This window comes from Bacteroidota bacterium (genome assembly GCA_018816945.1).
Taxonomy (GTDB): Bacteria; Bacteroidota; Bacteroidia; order Bacteroidales.
Map to the genome: position 1 here is coordinate 14,657 of JAHIVC010000087.1, position 20,691 is coordinate 35,347.

Consider the following 20,691-nt stretch of genomic DNA (forward strand, 5'->3'; position numbering starts at 1 on the left):
GAGTACCGTCTGGATAAAATTTTTTCTCCTTTTTTTATTACTGGCAACATCAAAATTTATTAATGAAATAGAATGCGATCCAATCTTCTCGCAACTTATAAAATGGGTTTTAGCCATTTCAAGCCATTTGCCAAATATCAACATTTTCAAAACAATCCTTCAACCGACAAATAATGATCACCTCTGTCATAAGAGATGCTCATAACTGTTTTATCTTTAAGCTGCTCCTATATCTTGCAATAGGTAAAGTTGAAGAAAATATAGAAATCTTAAATGTATTGAATAAATATTTTAGTATTACCATTGTTCCGGTTGTTTAGTATCCTATCCATTTGTCGCTCATTCTTACCGTTCATCCTTATAATTGTCTCCTAAGCGAATAAAAACTTCTTATTGGCAACCTATCATTTACTTTTATTTTTCATTTGGCGAGCATTTCCCGCTATTTTGATTTCTGTAACTGAAGTGGCGAAGCTATATATATTCTTATCTCACAAAACATTTAATTTGATAAGTTTTAGCTTGACAGTCCATTACTCAAAATTCAAATTATTATGAAGACATTTATTCTTATAGCCCTTTCCTTTTTCATGACAAATAATCTTCTTTCTCAGAACATCAATGAGGTTGCTAAGCAAGGAGATCTTGATAACATCAAGGTTATCTTACAAAAAGATAAAAAACTTATTAATAGTGCAGACGAAACCGGATATACTCCGTTACATTGGGCATTAATTCGCCAAAATTGGGATTTAGCAAAGTTTCTAATTAGTATGGGCGCTGATGTAAATACACGTGGAGCCGATGGGGGATCGCCGATGCATTGTGCTGCAAATCATGAAAACACCGAAATCATTGAACTCCTAATTAAAGAAGGGGCTCAGAAAGATTTAAAAAACCTCTGGGGTAACACCCCGCTATGCTTGGCATCGCAAAGAGGATGTGCAAAAACAGTTCAGATTTTAATTTCAAATGGAGCCGATATTTCAGCAAAATCGAATGAGGGATGGACACCGATGCATTATGCATATAGATGCGGGCATAAAGAAGTGCAAAAGATACTTGTTCATGCTGGTGCTTCCGATACAATAAAAGACCAATTTGGAAAACTTCCTTCTGATTATCGATTCGAAAGACCTGTTCAGATTCCAGTTACTCCTGATAATTTAAAGGATTATGTTGGAATTTACAATGTTGGAGGAAATTCAACTGTTCGTGTTTTTATTTCAGATAACAAGCTAATGTTGGAAGAGTACGCTATTGATGAATTATATCCCATAGCACCCGACCAGTTTTATGATTACCGGGAACCCTGGAAAATTCGCTTTTTCAGAAATATAAATGGAAATGTGGATAAAATAGCCATCGATTTTCAGAGACAAACCATAGTTGGAAAGAAAGTGAAATTTAAGGATGAAATTGTTGAAAAACCGCGCCTTGGTATTAAAGTCCGATCCATAAATGCTGAGGATATAAATTATGAAGCATTAAAGCTATTGTTCTACGAACAAAAAGCCAATGCCTATGCTCAAATAGTAACTTTTGTTCAGGAAAATTCGGTTTCGTTCGATGCAGGGTTAAGAGAGAATGATATTATTCTTGAGTTCAATAATGTGAAATTAAATGAACCAGGTGATCTGTTCAGGTTGCTTTATGATGTAAAGATAAACCCGGAAGTACCTGTTAAAATATTGAGGGATTTAAGGGTTGAATATCTTATACTTAAGTTCATTTTACAATAAAAGAATATACTATGAAAACAAAAATGATGAGAACAAAAATGCTTTTAATATTCTTATTTATAGCTTTCTTATATAGAACTGATTTGGCTGCACAGGAAATCGAAATAATTTCAAAAGATCTACTAATCGAGGACACAAGACAACTTATTAAGAACATTGAAGTGAGTCATCCCGATCCATATTTGAATTTTGGAGGTAAGATAGCTTTTCACCGAGAATTTCAGAAAATTCTTTCATTAACACCCAAAGAAGGGATGACACAAAACGAATTCTATAACTCATTAATGCCATTCGTTGCTAAAATTGGTGATATGCATACAGGCTTAATTAATCCAGTAAAACCAATGCAGAATGGTCCTGGATTACCTTTGAAATTCAAGATTATTGATTGGGATCTAGTCGTTGTTGAAGTGCCCTCATCTGAATATAAAAACTTGCTTGGAAGCAAATTAGTTTCAATATATGATATTCCTTTCGAAAAATTGCTTGTACGACAAACTCAACTTAGGGGAATTGAAAATAAACCCGGGGAGTTAGTTTTCCTTTCGATTAGTTTAAAAAGTTCAAACGGGATTAAAAACATAATACCAGAATGGTCAATAAATGAGAAAATACCGGTTGAATTCAAGTCAAAATCTGGTAATATAGTAAAACAGGATTTTCAGATTTCTGGCGATAATAAGGGAAACGCGATTTCTATTCCAACAAAAATTGTAAAGCCTTCAGTTGAAAAATCCGATGTGGTTTACAGTTTTATAGATAAAGAAGAAACCGCTTTACTAGTAATATCAAATATGGAAAGATACCGCGAAGCAAGCGAATCCTGGTTTTCAAGTGGTATGGAAGGGGCTGCTGAATATTCTGGTATTGCATATCAACATTTTAATAATGTTGAACCACCTGCAAACAGGGAAGATCTTTTAAAAGGAATTCCATCTGCAACCGAAACATTTGTTTCGTTGATTCAAGATTTGAAAATGAATAAAACCAAAAACCTTATTGTTGATTTACGCGATAATACTGGTGGAAATTCAATGATGAAAGAAATGCTCGTTTATTTTCTTTTTGGTAAAGAGGGATTGCTTAGTATGAACACGGGATATCAAATTATTAAATACTCAGATTTATATTTTCAAACCTATTCCTCCGATTCATTATCAATAATAAATAAACATAGAGATATATTGCTCACAGGAGACGATTACGATTTTGGAAAAGAAAAAGATTTCTATAAAAACGATGTTGATCTGGAGCAGGTAGAGGAATTTTTACAAAGCTCGTCAACATTTTGGAGTGTATATAAATCAGAACAATATCATATACCAGCGGTGCAACTTGAGAATATCATTGTTTTATGCAATCCGTACACTACAAGCTCTGGGTTTAATTTGTTAACATCATTAACAGAAAAGGGAGCCAAATTGCTGGGTACAGCATCAGCACAACCCGGTAATAATTTTGGTGATATTTTGTTTTTCCAGCTTAACAATTCAGAAATAAAAGGCTATGTATCATTTAAACAAAATATTACATTCCCTGAAGATCCTGTAAAAGGCAAATGTTTTATGCCAGATTACCCATTGACATATGAAAAGTTCGCATCATATAATTTTGATCCTGAAGCAGAGATAATCTATGCTCTTGAGATATTAAATGCAAGTTTTAGTAAGAGTAGTAAAACCAAAAACAATATCAATGAAATCAAAAAGTAAGAAAGCAGGACTGATATCTAGCATAATTATTTTTTATGCAATAAGTTTATTTGCACAGCCAATAGATTATTCTAAGTTAACCGGAAAATACCTTGGTCAAAAAGAACCCGGATTAACACCAGAAATATTTGCACCAAACATAATTACAACAGAACTTACAGAGCATGGTACAGTAACATTCTCACCGGATGGCAAGGAAGTCTTTTGGTCCGTAATTTATTCGGATCCATTTAGAAAGAAAATTATGACCATGAAACAAGAAGACAAAGGGTGGACAGTTCCCCAAATTGCATCCTTTTCATTGGGCGAAAATGAAGGTAATCCTATTTTTTCTCCTGATGGTAAGCGCGTTTTTTTTACTGGATGGAGATCTGCCGAAGGATATGCAGGTAGTAAGCATTTAATAATGTATGCAGAAAAGACTGAGGAAGGTTGGAGTGAACCTGGATTGCTTGACCCTATTATAAATTCGATAAGTAGATATTGGCATATTTCTGTTGCCAGGAATGGCAACTTCTATTTTTACTCAGATAAAGATGGTGGAGGTATCTTTTATTCGAAATATATGAATAAGGACTATACTTCGCCCGAAAAACTTAATCTAAGTTTTGAAGGTGGAACTCCTTTTATTGCTCCCGATGATAGCTATATCATATTCTCTGCTAAGCAAGATGAAGGTTTTGGTGAAATTGATTTGTATATCAGTTTTCGAAAAAAAGGTAATACCTGGACTATTGGAAAAAACTTAGGTCCACTTATTAATTCTGATCAGGATGATATTTGGCCTATTGTTTCTCCCGATGGTAAGTTTTTATTTTTTACCAGTGCCAGAACCGGAAATATGGATATATTTTGGGTCTCAGCAAAAATTATAGATGAACTTAAACCAAAAGATTTAAAGTAATCATCAATTAGAGGATGAAAAAGAAATGAAAAAACTAATTCTAATCAGTTGTCTGCTGGCAGTGGCTTTGACAACTATTGCGCAGCAAAGCAATTTTCCAAAATTAAGTGGCCCATATCTTGGACAAACTCCTCCCGGCATAACGCCCGAGATTTTCGCTCCAGGTATTATTTCAACAAATATTACAGAGTGGACTCTCACATTTACACCGGATGGACTTGAGGCATATTACACAATACAAGGATTAAAAGGGTATAATCATCTGATCTGTGTTAAAGAGGTAAATGGAGTTTGGCAACAGCCTGAGATTGCCTCTTTTTCCAATCCCGATCATAATGCCGATCCTTTTATAGCACCCGACGGTCAGAAATTGTTTTTTTGGTCGAATGGCCCTGAAGATAAAACAAAAAAGCCCGGGAATAACAGCGATATCTGGTATGTCGAAAGAATTGGAAATAGTTGGGGAAAGCCCATACGTTTAGATTCAACGATTAACACAAAACACTGGCAGATTTTTCCAACGGTATCATTAAGCGGGAATCTGTATTTCAGCTGCAATTATCCCGACTCAAAAGGAGGCTTTGATATATATAAAAGCGAATTTATTAATGGCAGATACGATAAACCTGTGAATCTTAGCGATTCGATTAACACACCCTACCTTGAGCAGGAACCATATATTGCTGCCGATGAAAGCTATATAATTTTTGGTTCCGATCGTCATGCTCAGGGAACACAAGATTGGGATCTATATATCAGCTTTAGGAAGAGAGATGGAGAATGGACTACAGCAATTAATATGGGTCCCACAATTAATACGAAAGCGATGGAACAGGCTGCAATTGTAACCAGCGATGGAAAGTATCTGTTTTTTAGCAGCAACAGGGTTCGGGAATACAAACCCAGTTCGAATGATTTTAACTACCAAACCATTATAAATGCATTAAATGGCTGTCAAAATGGGAACTCCGATGTCTATTGGGTCTCCTCAGAAATTATCGAAAAGCTAAAACCAAAAGAATTTAAGTAATTATCAATTAAAGAGAAAAAAAATGAAAAAACTAATTCTAATCAGTTGTCTGCTGGGAATGACAATGACAACTAATGCTCAGCAAATAGATTATTCTAAGTTAACCGGAAAATACCTAGGGCAAAAAGAACCCGGATTAACGCCCGAACTTTTTGCGCTAGGCCTAGTTTCAGTTGGCAATGGTGTACATGGAAATATTGTATTTACTTCTGATTTTACCGAAGCAGCATGGCATCCTAATTATAAAGTAAATGGAAAAGCGCTCATTTACATTATGAAATATAAAAATGGACAGTGGCAGAACCCAGAAGAATTTTTTCCTAAAGATGGATATAACTACTCCGAACCATTCTACTCTTACGATGGGACCAAACTCTATTACCTTTCGGGTAATATTGGGTCTTCCGGGAATGCAGAAAATGAAAAAATCTGGTTTGTTGAACGTAAGGGTAATGGTTGGTCAGAGCCAAAGCTGTTAAGTGAGAATCTCCCTGCATTCCACTGGCAGTTCTCATTGGATAAAAATGGAAGCGTTTATTATGGTGGTGGAAGTCCGGATAAAAAAGGAGAAATTTACTATTCAGAATATAAGGATGGAGAATATGGAACCCCGGTGCGGCTTCCAGAAAGTATTAATTCTTCTTCAGCTGAATTTTCTCCAATCATCTCCCCGGATAATAGCTACATTATTTTTACCCGCATGTTGGAAAAGCAGAATGCACCCCCGCAGTCGAATCTCTTTATAAGTTTCAGAGATAAAAACAATAACTGGTCGGAAGCTAAAAACTTAACAGATGTTATTGGACACCCTGAGAAAACCCCATTTGTTATGATGGGGGGAGCCAGAATTACACCTGATGGCAAATATCTGTTCTTTACATTTTTTAATGGAAAGGGGCACATGGCTTACTGGGTTTCTACAAAAATCATCGAAGATATAAAACCTGCAGAGTTAAAATAGTTGTAAAAATAAAAAATCTAAAAAAGATGAAAAAGCTAATGATTAATCTCATTATTCTGGTACCTCTTATTTTTATTAATGCCAAATGCATTTCGCCGCAAATTGGATTAAGCCAAAAATTTTCTGTGGTTGGAAAATATAGAGTTGGTATGGCATACGGTTTTGATGTAAATGGGAATTATGTTTATATGGGTACTAATGATGGTCTGTTAATACTTGATATTAGTAATATCAAAAGCCCTGTATTTGCAGGAAAACTTGATTTAGGCTTTATTAGAGATGTTAAGTTGGTAGATGGCGTTGTCTATTTATCTGGCGGTGGAAATGGGTTCTTTATTGTGGATGTTTCTAATGTAAAACAACCAAAACTTATTGGAAAATATCAAGATAATGGAGAAATATACGGTTTTGCTAAGTCAGGTCCATATGCATTTTTATGTGACAGAAAGGAGGGTGTGAAAGTTATTGATATAAGTGATCCCTTTAATCCTCGAAAAATAAGCCATTGGTCCAATGGCGGGCAATATTGGGAAATTGAAATCAGGGATAATTTAGCTTATGTGGCAGATATTAGAGATGGATTAGAAATCATTGACATTACCAATCCAATGTCCTTGACGTTAATTAACACAGTTCCTGAAACTAAAGGAGCCTGTAGTATTCAAATAAACGATGAACAAATTTGTGTGGGTACTTTAAAAGGAATATTTGTTTTGGATATAAAGGACCCAAGAGTTCCAAGTCTGATTATGAGTACATTAACCAGCCAGGAGGTTAAAGAGGGATTCATATCAAAAGATTTATTGTTAGCAGGCACAGGTGGTGTTATTGCATTTGATATTACTAATCCAAAGGATCCATTACAGTTGGCAAAATGGACAATGAGTGGAACGCATAAAGTAATATATGACGGGTCATATATTTATACGGCCCTCAATAGGTTTTATATTCTGAAATTAGATAAAAACCAATAATATATGAATGTTGATTTTCACCCCAATGAAAAATATCTTTTGTTTTACTCCAAAGGTCATATTTACTGAAATTCCACAAAAATTATTGAAGAACTAAAACAGAAAAACTTAAAATATAAAAACATGAAAAAGCACATTAATAATTCTATAATATTGGTATTGTCACTAAGCCTCATTATCCTTTCATCTTTCGAATTAATGGGACAACCAGCCTTAAAGAGGGTGGGGAGATACAATACTGGCATATCCTATGGATTATCTATAAAAGATCATTATGCATATGTTACTACTAACACATCCCTTATTATCCTAGATATCATAAAGCCTGAAAAGCCGGTTAAACTAAGTGAACTTAAAATAGGTACTCCGATTTTTGACGTACAGGTAATGAATGATTATGCTTTTCTGGCCGCCAGTTCTGAAGGGTTGATTATAGCGAATATCTCAAATTCTAATAATCCTAAAATCGTAAGTAGGTATAGCGTTAATGGAAAAATTGCTAAAATAGAAGCAGATAAAAACCTTTGCTATACTTTAACCTATGAGAATGGATTTGAAATAATTGATGTAGGGAATCCGCTTGAACCTAAAAGCATTGGTAACTTTCAAATCAAAAATGCACGAAATTTAAAAGTTCAAAATAATATTGCGTATATATCCGATCCTAAAAATGGGTTAACAATTTTAGATATATCCGATCCAACAGAAATCAAAAAAATTAGGGTAGTTGATAATACAAAGGGAGCAGCCGGAATAGGTATAAACAATGGATTATTGTACTTAGGTTCTTATGGAAATCTGGTTCGAATATTTAATGTATCTGATCCTCAATCCCCAATATTTATTACACAATATCAATATTCGAATGAAGTCTCAGGTTTAATTGTTTTTGAAAATTATCTGATAACAAAATTTCAAGGGATCAAAATAGAGGATATTTCTGATATCTACAATCCTAGAGTTTATGCTCAATACCATATTCGGGGTATAAAGGGGGGAGTTCATGACATTATTGTACAAGACAATTATGTATTTTTTGTTCTAAAAGGTATAACAATTCTAAAAATTATCGAAGATCTAAAACCAGAAATATTAAGAAAATAGAAAGGAAACAGCTATGAAAAAAACATTGTATTGTATCGCAGTTATATTAATCGGGCTATTTACCTCCACTGTTGCTATTTCGCAAACAGGAAATACACTAGTAGCAAAACCTATTTCAAAAAATATAATTCTTGTCCAAACCGAACGAGGAATGGATACCCAGCTTGCAATTAATTCCGATAAGGGTATTGTCGTATTCGGAACGCATTGGGGGCCTGCAATTGAAAAGGAATATAGGGCTGTAATTGAGAGGGAATTTGGAAATTCCAATTTCAAATATGTTGTAAATCCTAAGTCACGGATAATATCATGCGGTGGAAATGTTTTATACAAAGATGCCTTGATTGTTGCAGACGATGAAGTTTATAATGAGATGGTCTTAAACAAAACTAAACTCAATGATGAGATTCAGCGAGAAGTAAATCTTTTTAATGAAAAAGCTGAAAGATCAAGAAATATTCTTAAACAAGGAAATCTTAGCGTTGATGACCAGGCCATGCATTCCCACTGGATGAATTACTGTCAGCGAATTGCCGATGATCTAAAAGCAGGGTATGATTTGGTATTACCTTCCTTTGTTTTTGAAAACAGGTTTACTATGAATCTGGGTAATATGATTCTGCACATGGAGAATTTTGCCGGAGCCGGAACGATTATTAATATCCCTGAAGAAAAATTCCTAATGTTCAATGGGATGTTTGATCCGCTTCATATTATAGGTCCACCACGGGGAAAAAAGCTGGAAATAGACCAATGGATTTCTATCCTGGAAAAATACCTTTCCGAATGCAGCAATTACGAACAGGTTGTTTTGGGTTACAAGGGCATTTGGCCATTAAAAAAAATTGAAGACAGGAAGAATTTCATGATACACCTCTGGAACGAAATTAAAAAAGCAACGGATGAAGGACTGGATTTCGAACAGGTAGAAGAAAGGCTTTCCATCGATTCTGAATTTAGCTACATTAAAAATTGGGACTTATATAGAGAAACCGGCGATGCATGGGTAAGGGAGGACTTCGAAAAGATACTGTTTGCATTCTGGGTGCATCTGCATCCGGTAATTAGCACTCATATTGATAATTTCATCAAAGATAATGGACCGGAAAAAGGGTTAGAGGAATTAAAAGATATTCTAAAAAACAGAAGGAAGGATTATTATATAAGCCAGTCTGCCTTAAACACTCTTGGTTATCGCCTTTTAAACAAAGAAATGAATGATCCCGCCATTGAAGTATTCACCATAAATGTTGATTTATATCCCGCCTCTGCCGATGTTTACGATAGCCTTGGAGAAGCCTATATGAAAAGCGGGCAAAAAGATCTTGCTATAAAGAACTACCAGAAATCCTTAGAACTGAACCCTCAAAATTCCAATGCTCTGGAGAAGCTAAGAGTTTTAAAATGAATAAGCTAACCATATATTGGCCAATCATTTTATTTAACATTAATAGAATAGTAAAATGAACTAATTAAAGAAAAGTAATATGAAAAAAGTATCTTTGGTAACTTTTAGCCTATGCCTACTCGTTGCAGTTGTATATAGTCAGAATACAGAGGTTAGTATGAATCGCTTAACCAAGCAACAATGGGCCGAGGATCTCGATTTTGTTGTTGACAAACTAAACGAGGTGCACCCTGGATTGTACAGAAGAATTTCGCCTGATTCATTATCCATCATAATTAGGAATGCAAAACTTGAAATTGAGAATTCCAGTTCGGATGTTGAATGTTACTTTGCCATAAGGGAAATTATAGCCGCATTACAGGATGGACACACCAACCTATCCATAAGGGGGAAAATTGATTTTATTAAGGGAAAAGTCCCCATTCAATTTGATTATTTTAATGATGGGTATCATGTGATAGGTGTTGAGAAAGGCAACAAGGAATTACTCGGATTAAAATTAATTGCTATAAATGGAGTCCCTGTTGAAAATATTATCCACCGTTTTTTAGAGGTATCCTCGGGCGATAACCGAATCGGAAGGCTTGGGAAGTTAAGATCTTATTTGACCTACCCCTTGATGCTTCAAGGTGCAGGTGTACAAATTACTGACGATGAAATTAACTACAAATTTATCACAAAAGATGGCAATCAGTTTAGTAAGACCATTGCTTGTAGCGATTATAATCCTGCCGATTTATATTCAGTTCAGGATTTATTGGGATCAGAAACTCCTTTGCACCTGAAAAATCAGCAAAAGAACTATTGGTTCGAGTACATAAAAAGCAATAAAGCAATGTATGTACAAATAAACAGAATTGAAAATCAAAGCACAAAAGATTTGTTTAGTAAATTCTCATATGAATTCTTTGATTATATTGATAAACATTCCGATGAGGTTGAAAACGTAATAATTGATCTAAGGTATAATGCCGGGGGTCAAGGAAGATTAGCAATCTCCTTTGCAAAAGAGATCATTAAACGAGGGAATATTGACACCAGAGGAAAATTGTTTGTTATATTAGGTCAAAAAACCTTTAGCGCTGCAATTGTTTTGGCAACAAGTCTCCTGGAGTACACAGATGCTATTTTTGTGGGTTCACAGAGTGCATGTCCTGCCAATTTATTCAGTGACAGCCAAAATGTTGGAAACCTTCCCAATAGTGAATTTGGTTTATCAGTTGCCTCCCGACAAATAGATAACGCGTGGATATCAAACCGCGAATATTTTAAAATTGATATTCCCGCAATAACTAATGGATTCGATTATTTTTCCGGGCAGGATCCTGCATTAAATGCTATACAAAATAAGGGAGCGATACCCCTTGAAGATATTGCTGCATTAAAGGGTGCTGATAGTGCATATATTGAGTATAAAGTTCTGGTTCAGAAGTACTCAGACATACTTTGGTGGTCCTCATCGGTCAATTTGGAGTCAAATCTTAATGCAAAAGCCGATAAATTGGTAAAAGAAGGAAAAATAGATCAGGCCGAACAAGTAATGGTGCTTAATACTATGATATACCCGTCTTCGGGGAGCGTTTGGTATATGATTGCCCAAATTTATTACTTAAACGGGAAGAAGGATCAGTGCATTAAGGCGCTCGAAAAATCATTGGAGCTAAATCCGAATAATCAGAATGCAATTGATGCTTTAAATCAACTAAAAAAGTGAACAATCAATAATATTAATTCAGTACTGTCCGGTGGTGTCACCCGATGGGAAATACCTTTTTTTTAGTTCCAAAGGTGATGTTTTCTGGGTTTCTGCCAAAATTATTGAAGATCTAAAACCAAAAGATTTAAAATAATTGTCAAATTTTAAAAAGGATAAAGATGAAAAAAGCACAAATTATAACAATTGCTTTTATAGCGATTCTGTTTACGCAGAGTTGCCAAATGAATTCAAATAAATATGTAATTCTTGAGCAGAGCATCGATTCAATATTCGCTCAGGGAGATCTTGTGGGTTTTTCCGCGGGTATTATTCAAAGGGAGGACCTGATTTGGACAATGACACGCGGAAGGGCCGATTTAAAAAAGGATATTCCGGTCGATAACAACACCTTGTTTGTTCTTGCTTCGCTATCGAAAACGGTTACAGGCGCTGCGTTAATGACACTTTATGACGAGGGCTTGTTTTCTCTTGACGATGATATCAATTTGTACCTTCCTTTTAAGGTAAGAAATCCAAACTTTCCTGATATCCCTATTACAATACGAATGCTGCTCACCCACACCTCATCATTATTCGATAACAGTAAATATATTTCCAGCCTCTATGCCTGTGGCGATCAAACACATATAACTTTCGAAGAGTATCTAGCGAATTGCTATACTCCGCAGGGAAGCCAATACGATTCTACAAATTTTGCAAAGTACAAACCTGGTGAAAGTTGGGAGTACTGTAATTCAGGGTATGTATTTATTGCCTTTTTGGTTGAAACGATTTCAAAGCTTTCTTTTCCTGATTATTGCTTCGCAAGTTTATTTACACCTCTCGAAATGAATGAATCGGGTTGGCTCTATAATAACCTGAACCTCGATAACATTGCATATAACTATATTTCTGAAGAGGAGGCAAGGAAGGAACAGGGACATCCAAGTATCGATCCTGAAACTATTAATGGGAAGAATGCTGTTTGCCATTATGCCTGGCCAGGATATGCCGATGGTGGATTAAACACCAGCCCAAAACAGTTTGCAAACTTTATGATTATGTTAATGAACAATGGTCATTTTAAAGGTAAGCAGATTTTGAAACCTGAAACAGTAAACTTAATCTTGACTCCTCAAAACGTGCAAGGAATGGGTTCGTCTCCCCGCTACAAAAGACTTGATATGGGACTAACCTGGTGGCTCAGAGAAACAGAGTCTGAATATTTCTTTTCACATTCCGGCGGTGGAACCGGAATTACAACTTTTGCCTTTTTCGATCCAAACAAAAAATATGGGGCAGTTTTCTTTATAACAGGCGATTGGCACGATAAGGCCTATGATAGGCTAGTCCTGGACCTTTTCAGAAAGCATTTTCAAAGTGTAAAGCATAAAGCATAACGCATTCTTGACCTTAACTACAATTCTGTTGCAATTTCGATTTACATTCTTCCATGTTTTTGGGAGGCTATTCTCCATTGATGATAAATACATAAATGACTAGGATTGAGATAATTGAGTTAATTCAGATATACAAACTTAAAACTTTGATATTATGATAATTTATGAATTAATTTCCGCGGTTTTACAAGTTCTTTTATTTGGGCTTATACCTTTTGTAGTATTCCTGATAACTAAAAGGAACATAAGAGGATTTCTGAAGTACATAGGAATACTTAAACCTGTAAGAAAGACTATCTTTTGGTCAGTGGTAGTATCTATTATTGTTTTGATTAACGGAATACTTATGCCTTTTCTGTTCCCTGAAATATTGGAACTAATGACCAAAAAGGGGACGGTAGCAGGAAACTTAAAACTAATGGGACTATCAGGTAATACACTGGCTATCCTTGCGATAACTGCATTAATAAAAACCTCATTATCGGAGGAAATACTTTTCAGGGGATTTATTGCCAAGCGTTTGATAGATTGGTTGGGATTTAATACTGGCAATATAATACAAGCTTTAATATTTGGACTAATGCATATCACTCTGATATTGCTCATAATTGAACCTAACTATCCATTCCTGATATTTGTTTTTATCTTCTCAGGGTTAGCAGGATACATATTAGGATTTATAAAAGAAAGAGTTGGAAACGGGAGTATTATACCTGGTTGGATTGCGCACGGATTGGCAAATCTTATTTCGTTCTATGTCATTGCTTTTCTACTATAAATAAGAACACAATTTATTAAATGGGGCATCCCATACCCATTTCTCACCCGATGGGAAGGATTTCTTTCTTACACGATTTATTAGTGAAATCTCAGATATTTATTGGGTATCTGCAAAAATTATTGAAGAATTAAAACCAAAAGAATAAAAAATTTTAAAACTTAAAAAAAGGATAATTATGAAATCAATTACAATATTAACAATCTTTAAAACAATTGCATTGATAATAGGAACAATGCTTCATATGCTTTCAACTGTTGCACAAACCAGAAGTGAAAAATTAGATGAACTGTTTTGTTATTATAACGAAAATGGGATGTTTAATGGTGCGGTAATGGCAGCAGAAAACGGAAAAATTGTTTATAACAAAGCTTTTGGTTTTTCAGATTTTGAGAACAAAACCCCTTTTGACAGCATAGCCGTTTTTGCAATAGGTTCAATTACAAAACCATTTACGGCAACAGCAATTATGATGTTAAAAGAGAAAGGGCTTCTTTCTTACGATGATAAACTGAGCAAATATTTTCCGGAATTTCCAGCTCAGGCATCAACCATCACCATTAGAAATCTCCTGACCCATACATCAGGAATTCCTGATTTCAGGGGGAACAAATTTAAAGTGTTTAAACAGCCAATGATAACAAATAAAATGGCATTGGATACACTAATAAATAATTTCCACTTAGAGTTTCAGCCAGGTATAAAATACCGTTATAGCAATAGTAATTATTTGTTTCTGGCATTGATTATTGAGAAAATCTCAGGGATGTCTTACAAAAAATTCATCGATGATAAGATATTTAAACCTGCCGGAATGAACAAAACCTATATAGCAGATGAATATTCTGATGCTTCACCAAACAGAGTAAATGCATATGTTTATTACTGGGATAAGACGGATTATGATCTGCAGGACAGGGCCAGCGGACATGGAAACATTTACTCAACCGTTTATGATCTTTTTCTTTTTGATCAGGCTTTATATTCAAACAAGTTGCTTAAGCAGGAAACATTAAATGAAGCCTATAACTTTTCACTTTATCTGGATAGTAAAAATAGTTACAGATATGGTTTGGGCTGGAGAATTGAGGGTGAAACAGAAGGAAGAGGAATTGTTGCACACAGGGGAGCAATAGGAGCCTTTAGAGGCCTGTTATGGAGAGATATAAATAATAAAAACACACTTATTATACTCACCAATAACTGGTGGTTGAGCGAAATTCCTGAAATTTTACAGGGTGCACAAAGCATAATGGAAGGCAAAGATTATAAACTGGCAAAAGTTTCAATTCAGGCTTTGTTTCTGGATAATTGGTATATGTATGGTTTCGATGCTGCTTTGAATAAAATGCGAAAGGTTGTTACCGAAGCCCCCGATCATTATAACTACTCTGAAGATTTGTTAAATAATTTGGCGTACTATTTTGTTTATAGCAGAAGTGAACCATCTTTTGCCAAAAGTATCCTGGAGTTTTCGCTTGAAGTTTATCCGGAGTCTGCTGTATTGTGGGACAGTTTAGGTGAAATGAATTCAATCCTCAATAACATACAAACTGCCATTAGCTGTTATGAAAAATCGCTCGAATTAGATCCCGAAAATGCTAATGCACAAAAAATGTTGGATAAGCTGAGGAAATAAAACCAAAAGAACTGAAATAATTATCATTTAAAAGGCGAAAGAAATGAAAAAACTAATTCTAATCAGTTATCTGCTGACAATGGCAATGACAACTATTGCGCAGCAAAGCGATTTTCCAAAATTAAGTGGCCCATATCTTGGGCAAACAGAATCTGGAGATGAAGCCAAACTGTTTTTGCCCGAAATATTCAAAAATATTCATAGTTCACCAGCCTTTTCACCTGACGGTAAGCAGGTGTTCTGGAGGTCGATGGATCAAAAGTCCCTGCTTTTTATGCAAGAAATTAATGGCGTATGGACAGCACCTGATTTTGTTCCATTCAAATCAAAATTTTACCGGCAAGATGTTCCATTCTTTTCGCCCGATGGAAAGAGAATATATTTCATAACAACCAAACCACAGCGCTGGTATCAATTATGGTCTGGTGAAGCTATTTGGTATGTTGAAAAAGAAAAAGATGGATGGTCTAATCCAAAACAAGTTAGTAAAGAAATTAATAAGATATATACTCACTGGCAATTTTCGGTTTCGGCAAATGGAAATATCTATTTGAATGGCAAGGACGGCGATAAATGGTTCATTTATATATCAGAATTAAAAGAAGGAAAATATACAAAACCTGCTAAAATTGAAACTCCTTTATGTCTGGCTGAAGGGCAGTCATCTTACTTTTTCCCTTTTATTTCTCCCGATGAATCCTTTCTAATTTTTAGCAGAAGAGTTGATGGCAATAATCCGGATCTGTTTATAAGTTATCGAAAAGAAGATGGAACATGGACTGAAGCTGTTAATCTTGGTGATAGAATAAATTCAAAAGGATTGGAGATATGTCCTGTGGTTACGCCGGATGGCAAATACCTTTTTTATATGAGGCGTGATTGTGTTATGTGGGTTTCCGCAAAAATAATTGAAGATTTAAAACCAAAAGAATTAAAATAATCACAAATTAAAAATATAATTAAATGATTAAAAACTATTTTGATATAACAGTAAGAAACATCCTCAAGAACAAACTTTTTTCGATCCTTTATATACTTGGATTAGCATTAGGGATGGCAACTACGATATTGATTTTGCTTTGGGTAAGTGACGAGTTGAGTTACGATAGGTACAATGCCAACCACAAAAATATTTTTAGGGTGATCAATCATTACAGCTCCAATGGAACAAAGAAAAGTCTTGCAATAACCACTGCTTCAATGGGAGAAACGATGTGTATGGAATATCCCGAAATTGAAAGTTCATGTAGATTGAAAAAAAGTAGTAATCAGAGCATTGAATATGATAATGTGATTATTTCTGAAAGCGATATGGGATACGCAGATTCTACCTTTTTCGAGATGTTTACAGTTCCACTAATATATGGAAATGATAAAAACATACTAGATAAACCGTACCAGGTTGCTTTAAGCGAATCGACAGCAACAAAACATTTTAGTTCGGAGAATCCTATTGGGAAAAGCATTGGTATCGGAGGTAGTTCATTTATAATATCAGGAGTTTACAGGGATATTCCAAACAATTCGCATTTTAAGTTTAATGCAATTATGTCGATGGAAACTTTAAGCAGGAGCAGGACTGTAAATTGGGATCAACAAGAATATTACACCTTTATTACCGTAAAATCTGGTACTAATCTTCGTTTATTGCATTCAAAAATTCAAGGACTGATTGAAAAATATTATTGGCCCATAAAGCAACATAGTTACAAAGGAACTTTTGAAGAATACATCAATGAAGGTACATCTTTTGAATTGCAGCCAATTACGGATATACATCTTAAATCTGACCTGCTGTTTGAGATTAGCCCGAATAACGACATTATTTATATTTATATTTTTTCATTTATTGGGCTATTCATCTTGCTTATAGCATGTATCAATTTTATGAATATGTCAACTGCAAAATCTGAGACCAGATCAAAGGAGGTTGGTATCAGAAAGGTATCGGGAGCAGTAAAAAAACAAATTATTTTCCAGTATTTGTTTGAATCTTTTCTCATTGTATTTATTTCTTGTTTACTTGCCATCGTTTTGATTGAGATAGTGTTACCATATTTTAATCGTTTTTCGGGAAAAGAAATAAGTGTTGAATATTTCAATTTATCAAATCTGATTTCACTGTGTTGTGTTGTTATAATAACAAGCATAATTGCCGGGAGCTATCCATCTTTTCATTTATCATCAATCAAACCTATCCAGGCCCTAAAAGGGCGATTCAGACAAAGTAAGAGTGGGATGAATTTTAGAAACATTTTAGTGGTCATTCAGCTAATTACAACCATTGTTTTAATCAGTTGTAGTTTAATCCTATATCATCAATTAAACTTTATTCATAACAAAAAGCTTGGTTTCACGAAAGAAAACCTGATCTGTTTACATAATTCGGGTTTGTTGGGCGACCAGGCTCAATTATTTAAAAAAGAATTACTTAATCATCCGGAGTTTTTAACTGGAACCATCTCTTCTTTTTTGCCAGTTCAAACAGAAGAAATGCGAGCCGGAGTAATGCTGGATGGAGATGATAAAAATATGCATAATATGCCACATTGGACGGTTGATTTCGATTATATCAAAACTCTGGAATTAAATATTACTGAAGGCCGTGCCTTTTCCCCTGATTTTGGGACAGACTCAACTGCTGTTATTTTTAATGAAGCAGCGATTAAACAATTTGGATGGGACGACCCTTTAAATCATTTTATTAAATGCACTGTATTTCGGAATGGAGGATGGCAGCTGGAAAAATTAATGATTATAGGAGTTGTGCAGGATTTTCATTATGAATCTCTTCAAAAAGACATTGCACCAATGCTTATGTATATCAATAGCAGGAATGGAAACATTATGACATTTCGATATCAGTCTGACGACATTAAGAAGGTTACTGCATTATTGGAATCTAAATGGAAAGAATTTTTGCCAAATCAACCTTTTAGCTACTCCTTTTTAGAGGATAGATTCGATAATATGTATTATGAGGAGCAACAAATAGGAAAGATAATGGTCGCTTCTACGATCTTAGCCATTATTATTGCATCATTGGGCTTATTCGGTTTATCCGCCTTTTTGGCTGAGAAAAGAATAAAGGAAATCGGGATCAGAAAGATAAATGGAGCAAGTAGCAAAAACATCTTTATTCTCTTTTCCACTAAAATTATAAAACTCACACTCATCTCTTTTGTGATTGCCATACCCCTATGCTGGTATTTCATGGATAATTGGTTGAATAATTTTGCCTATCGAACCAATATTCAATGGTCAATATTCTTATTATCAGGATTAATTGCTTTTGTCATAGCTATTTTGACCGTGTCTTATCAAGGATATAGAGCTTCTGTTCGTAACCCGATTGACACATTGAAATATGAATAATCTAAATGTTATGCTCTTATAATAGAGTTTGATACGGATCAGGGTGTACAAAAAAATTAGGTTTTAGAGTTTATAAAGAACTAAAACTTGCTGGAATTATTTAATTATAAAATCAAATTTTTTAAGATGAGAAAAATAGTACTAGTCTTTGTGTTCATGTTATTTCTAGGCACACCTTTATTTTGCCAAACAAGTCAAAAAAATTTCCCAGTTTTGAAAGGGCAATATCTTGGACAAGAACCTCCCGGTATAACGCCAGAAATATTTGCGCCGGGAATTATTTCTACGGATCAGTTTGAATTTGGAGGTACTTTTTCTCCGGATGGTACTGAATTTTTCTTTACCCGAAGGTCGGATTATGATGGGTCGGACAATAGAATTTACTATACCCGTAAAGTTAATGGCAGTTGGACAAAACCTGCACTTGCAACATTTGCTACCGAAAATTTTGAATTTCTGCCTGTGATAACTCCAGATGGGGACAAACTGTTTTTTTATTCAGAACGACCAAGACCGGACACAAAAGGATTTAATGGTGACTTATGGTATTGCTTAAGAGAAGATCAAGAGTGGAGTGAAGCAAAATTCTTCGAAAGTCCTATTAACAAGAAATATACAATGATGCTTACTTCAACAAAGGATGGCACGTTATATTTTTCTGGAAATTATGATGGTAAAAGAGGCGGATTCAAGTCGATAAATAGCGATGGAAGGTATCAGAATTTTGAATATCTGCCTCAGGAGATTAATACAATACGACCGGCTCATCCCTTTATTGCTCCCGATGAAAGCTACTTAATATTCGATGCCCAGGTAAAAGGAATGGGTAAACCCGAACTTTTCATCTGTTTCAGAAAACCGGATGGTTCTTGGTCGCAACCACAAAATATGGGGCCGGAAATCAATGCAACACAAACTGAATTTGCAGCCAACGTTTCACCTGATGGTAAGTATTTGTTCTTTCACCGCAGAGTAAATAAAAATGGTGAAATATACTGGGTTTCCTCAAAAATTATTGAAGAACTAAAACCAAAAGAATTAAAATGAAAAAACTCATTCTAATCAGTTGCATACTGGCAGTGGCAATAACAACTAATGCACAGCAAAGCGATTTTCCAAAATTAAGTGGCCCATATCTGGGACAAGCACCCCCATCCGATACTCCTAAAAAATTCCTCCCTGATTTATTCAGGAACATACACTCTTCACCAGTTTTCTCTCCTGATGGGAAGCAAGTATTCTGGAGAGATATGGATTATCAACCGCTTCAATTTATGGAGGAGGTAGATGGTATTTGGACAAAACCGCGGTCTGTTTCATTCAAAACTTCATTTTATAAACAGGATGCACCATTTATTACACCTGATGGCAACAAACTATTTTTTATCTCAACCAAACCTCAAAAATGGTATCAATTAAGAAGGTCAGACGAAGCTATTTGGTATATTGAGAAAAAAAGTGATGGCTGGTCTTCCCCTGTATTGGCAAGTGATTTCTACACCCATTGGGCATTTTCTGTTTCTAGCAGTGGGAATCTGTTTTTTGGAGGCAGCGAAGACAAAGAGCATGATATATGGTTCATATACAAGGCAGAATATAAAAACGCAGAATATTCAAAACCTGTAAAGCTAAGCAGGTCTATAATCTTAATCGATGATCCTGTGGTATATGGGCAGGTCTCGCCCTTTATCGCTCCTGATGAATCCTTTCTAATTTTTAGCAGAAAAGTTGATGGCAATAATCAGGATCTGTTTATAAGTTATCGAAAAGAAGATGGATCATGGACTGAAGCTGTTAATCTAGGTGATAGAATAAATTCAAAAGGATTGGAGATATGTCCTGTGGTTACGCCGGATGGCAAATACCTTTTTTATATGAGGCGCGATTGTGTGATGTGGGCCTCAGCAAAAATTATAGATGAACTTAAACCAAAAGATTTAAAATAATAATCAATTTTTGAGAACGAAA

Annotated in this window: 16 protein-coding genes; all 16 read left to right on the forward strand. The window is 35.0% G+C overall.

Annotated features, from left to right (window positions below):
* Positions 1-554: 554 nt before the first annotated feature.
* Positions 555-1,742, forward strand: coding sequence for an ankyrin repeat domain-containing protein (locus tag KKG99_12975; protein MBU1013909.1), 1,188 nt, complete (start codon positions 555-557; stop codon positions 1,740-1,742).
* 11 nt (positions 1,743-1,753) lie between these two features.
* Positions 1,754-3,454, forward strand: a complete 1,701-nt coding sequence (locus KKG99_12980; protein MBU1013910.1) for a hypothetical protein — start codon at positions 1,754-1,756, stop codon at positions 3,452-3,454.
* Positions 3,438-4,358 carry a hypothetical protein gene (locus tag KKG99_12985; GenBank protein ID MBU1013911.1) on the forward strand — a complete coding sequence of 307 codons (921 nt, stop codon included), beginning with the start codon at positions 3,438-3,440 and terminating at the stop codon, positions 4,356-4,358. Before KKG99_12980 ends, KKG99_12985 begins: the two co-directional genes overlap by 17 nt.
* Before the next feature lie 25 nt (positions 4,359-4,383).
* Positions 4,384-5,388 (forward strand): hypothetical protein, encoded by a 1,005-nt coding sequence (locus KKG99_12990; protein MBU1013912.1) that lies wholly within the window; start codon positions 4,384-4,386, stop codon positions 5,386-5,388.
* 22 nt (positions 5,389-5,410) lie between these two features.
* The gene (locus KKG99_12995) at positions 5,411-6,349 is read left to right on the forward strand and encodes a hypothetical protein (GenBank protein MBU1013913.1); all 939 of its coding nucleotides are present in this window, start codon (positions 5,411-5,413) and stop codon (positions 6,347-6,349) included.
* A 26-nt stretch (positions 6,350-6,375) separates the two neighbouring features.
* Complete coding sequence (locus KKG99_13000; protein MBU1013914.1) at positions 6,376-7,323, forward strand: hypothetical protein; 948 nt, start codon at positions 6,376-6,378, stop codon at positions 7,321-7,323.
* A gap of 123 nt (positions 7,324-7,446) precedes the next feature.
* Positions 7,447-8,427, forward strand: coding sequence for a hypothetical protein (locus tag KKG99_13005; protein ID MBU1013915.1), 981 nt, complete (start codon positions 7,447-7,449; stop codon positions 8,425-8,427).
* 13 nt (positions 8,428-8,440) lie between these two features.
* Positions 8,441-9,835: a tetratricopeptide repeat protein gene (locus tag KKG99_13010; protein ID MBU1013916.1), complete on the forward strand. Its 1,395-nt coding sequence runs from the start codon at positions 8,441-8,443 to the stop codon at positions 9,833-9,835.
* Between the two features lie 79 nt (positions 9,836-9,914).
* Positions 9,915-11,549, forward strand: a complete 1,635-nt coding sequence (locus KKG99_13015; protein MBU1013917.1) for a tetratricopeptide repeat protein — start codon at positions 9,915-9,917, stop codon at positions 11,547-11,549.
* 161 nt (positions 11,550-11,710) lie between these two features.
* The gene (locus KKG99_13020) at positions 11,711-12,931 is read left to right on the forward strand and encodes a beta-lactamase family protein (protein ID MBU1013918.1); all 1,221 of its coding nucleotides are present in this window, start codon (positions 11,711-11,713) and stop codon (positions 12,929-12,931) included.
* Between the two features lie 346 nt (positions 12,932-13,277).
* Positions 13,278-13,709: a CPBP family intramembrane metalloprotease gene (locus KKG99_13025; protein MBU1013919.1), complete on the forward strand. Its 432-nt coding sequence runs from the start codon at positions 13,278-13,280 to the stop codon at positions 13,707-13,709.
* 178 nt (positions 13,710-13,887) lie between these two features.
* Positions 13,888-15,348 carry a serine hydrolase gene (locus tag KKG99_13030; GenBank protein ID MBU1013920.1) on the forward strand — a complete coding sequence of 487 codons (1,461 nt, stop codon included), beginning with the start codon at positions 13,888-13,890 and terminating at the stop codon, positions 15,346-15,348.
* 43 nt (positions 15,349-15,391) lie between these two features.
* Positions 15,392-16,288 (forward strand): hypothetical protein, encoded by an 897-nt coding sequence (locus tag KKG99_13035; protein MBU1013921.1) that lies wholly within the window; start codon positions 15,392-15,394, stop codon positions 16,286-16,288.
* 23 nt (positions 16,289-16,311) lie between these two features.
* A complete protein-coding gene (locus tag KKG99_13040) occupies positions 16,312-18,723 on the forward strand; it encodes an ABC transporter permease (GenBank protein MBU1013922.1) in 2,412 nt (803 codons plus the stop codon).
* A 126-nt stretch (positions 18,724-18,849) separates the two neighbouring features.
* Entirely contained in the window at positions 18,850-19,770 is a 921-nt protein-coding gene (locus KKG99_13045) for a hypothetical protein (GenBank protein MBU1013923.1), read from the forward strand.
* Complete coding sequence (locus KKG99_13050) at positions 19,767-20,669, forward strand: hypothetical protein (protein ID MBU1013924.1); 903 nt, start codon at positions 19,767-19,769, stop codon at positions 20,667-20,669. Before KKG99_13045 ends, KKG99_13050 begins: the two co-directional genes overlap by 4 nt.
* Positions 20,670-20,691 lie beyond the last annotated feature (22 nt).

Bases quoted from the DNA above. Each gene is read 5' to 3' on its own strand.
- KKG99_12975 (MBU1013909.1), top strand. From the start codon at position 555: ATGAAGACATTTATTCTTATAGCCCTTTCCTTTTTCATGACAAATAAT.
- KKG99_12980 (MBU1013910.1), top strand. From the start codon at position 1,754: ATGAAAACAAAAATGATGAGAACAAAAATGCTTTTAATATTCTTATTT.
- KKG99_12985 (MBU1013911.1), top strand. From the start codon at position 3,438: ATGAAATCAAAAAGTAAGAAAGCAGGACTGATATCTAGCATAATTATT.
- KKG99_12990 (MBU1013912.1), top strand. From the start codon at position 4,384: ATGAAAAAACTAATTCTAATCAGTTGTCTGCTGGCAGTGGCTTTGACA.
- KKG99_12995 (MBU1013913.1), top strand. From the start codon at position 5,411: ATGAAAAAACTAATTCTAATCAGTTGTCTGCTGGGAATGACAATGACA.
- KKG99_13000 (MBU1013914.1), top strand. From the start codon at position 6,376: ATGAAAAAGCTAATGATTAATCTCATTATTCTGGTACCTCTTATTTTT.
- KKG99_13005 (MBU1013915.1), top strand. From the start codon at position 7,447: ATGAAAAAGCACATTAATAATTCTATAATATTGGTATTGTCACTAAGC.
- KKG99_13010 (MBU1013916.1), top strand. From the start codon at position 8,441: ATGAAAAAAACATTGTATTGTATCGCAGTTATATTAATCGGGCTATTT.
- KKG99_13015 (MBU1013917.1), top strand. From the start codon at position 9,915: ATGAAAAAAGTATCTTTGGTAACTTTTAGCCTATGCCTACTCGTTGCA.
- KKG99_13020 (MBU1013918.1), top strand. From the start codon at position 11,711: ATGAAAAAAGCACAAATTATAACAATTGCTTTTATAGCGATTCTGTTT.
- KKG99_13025 (MBU1013919.1), top strand. From the start codon at position 13,278: ATGCCTTTTCTGTTCCCTGAAATATTGGAACTAATGACCAAAAAGGGG.
- KKG99_13030 (MBU1013920.1), top strand. From the start codon at position 13,888: ATGAAATCAATTACAATATTAACAATCTTTAAAACAATTGCATTGATA.
- KKG99_13035 (MBU1013921.1), top strand. From the start codon at position 15,392: ATGAAAAAACTAATTCTAATCAGTTATCTGCTGACAATGGCAATGACA.
- KKG99_13040 (MBU1013922.1), top strand. From the start codon at position 16,312: ATGATTAAAAACTATTTTGATATAACAGTAAGAAACATCCTCAAGAAC.
- KKG99_13045 (MBU1013923.1), top strand. From the start codon at position 18,850: ATGAGAAAAATAGTACTAGTCTTTGTGTTCATGTTATTTCTAGGCACA.
- KKG99_13050 (MBU1013924.1), top strand. From the start codon at position 19,767: ATGAAAAAACTCATTCTAATCAGTTGCATACTGGCAGTGGCAATAACA.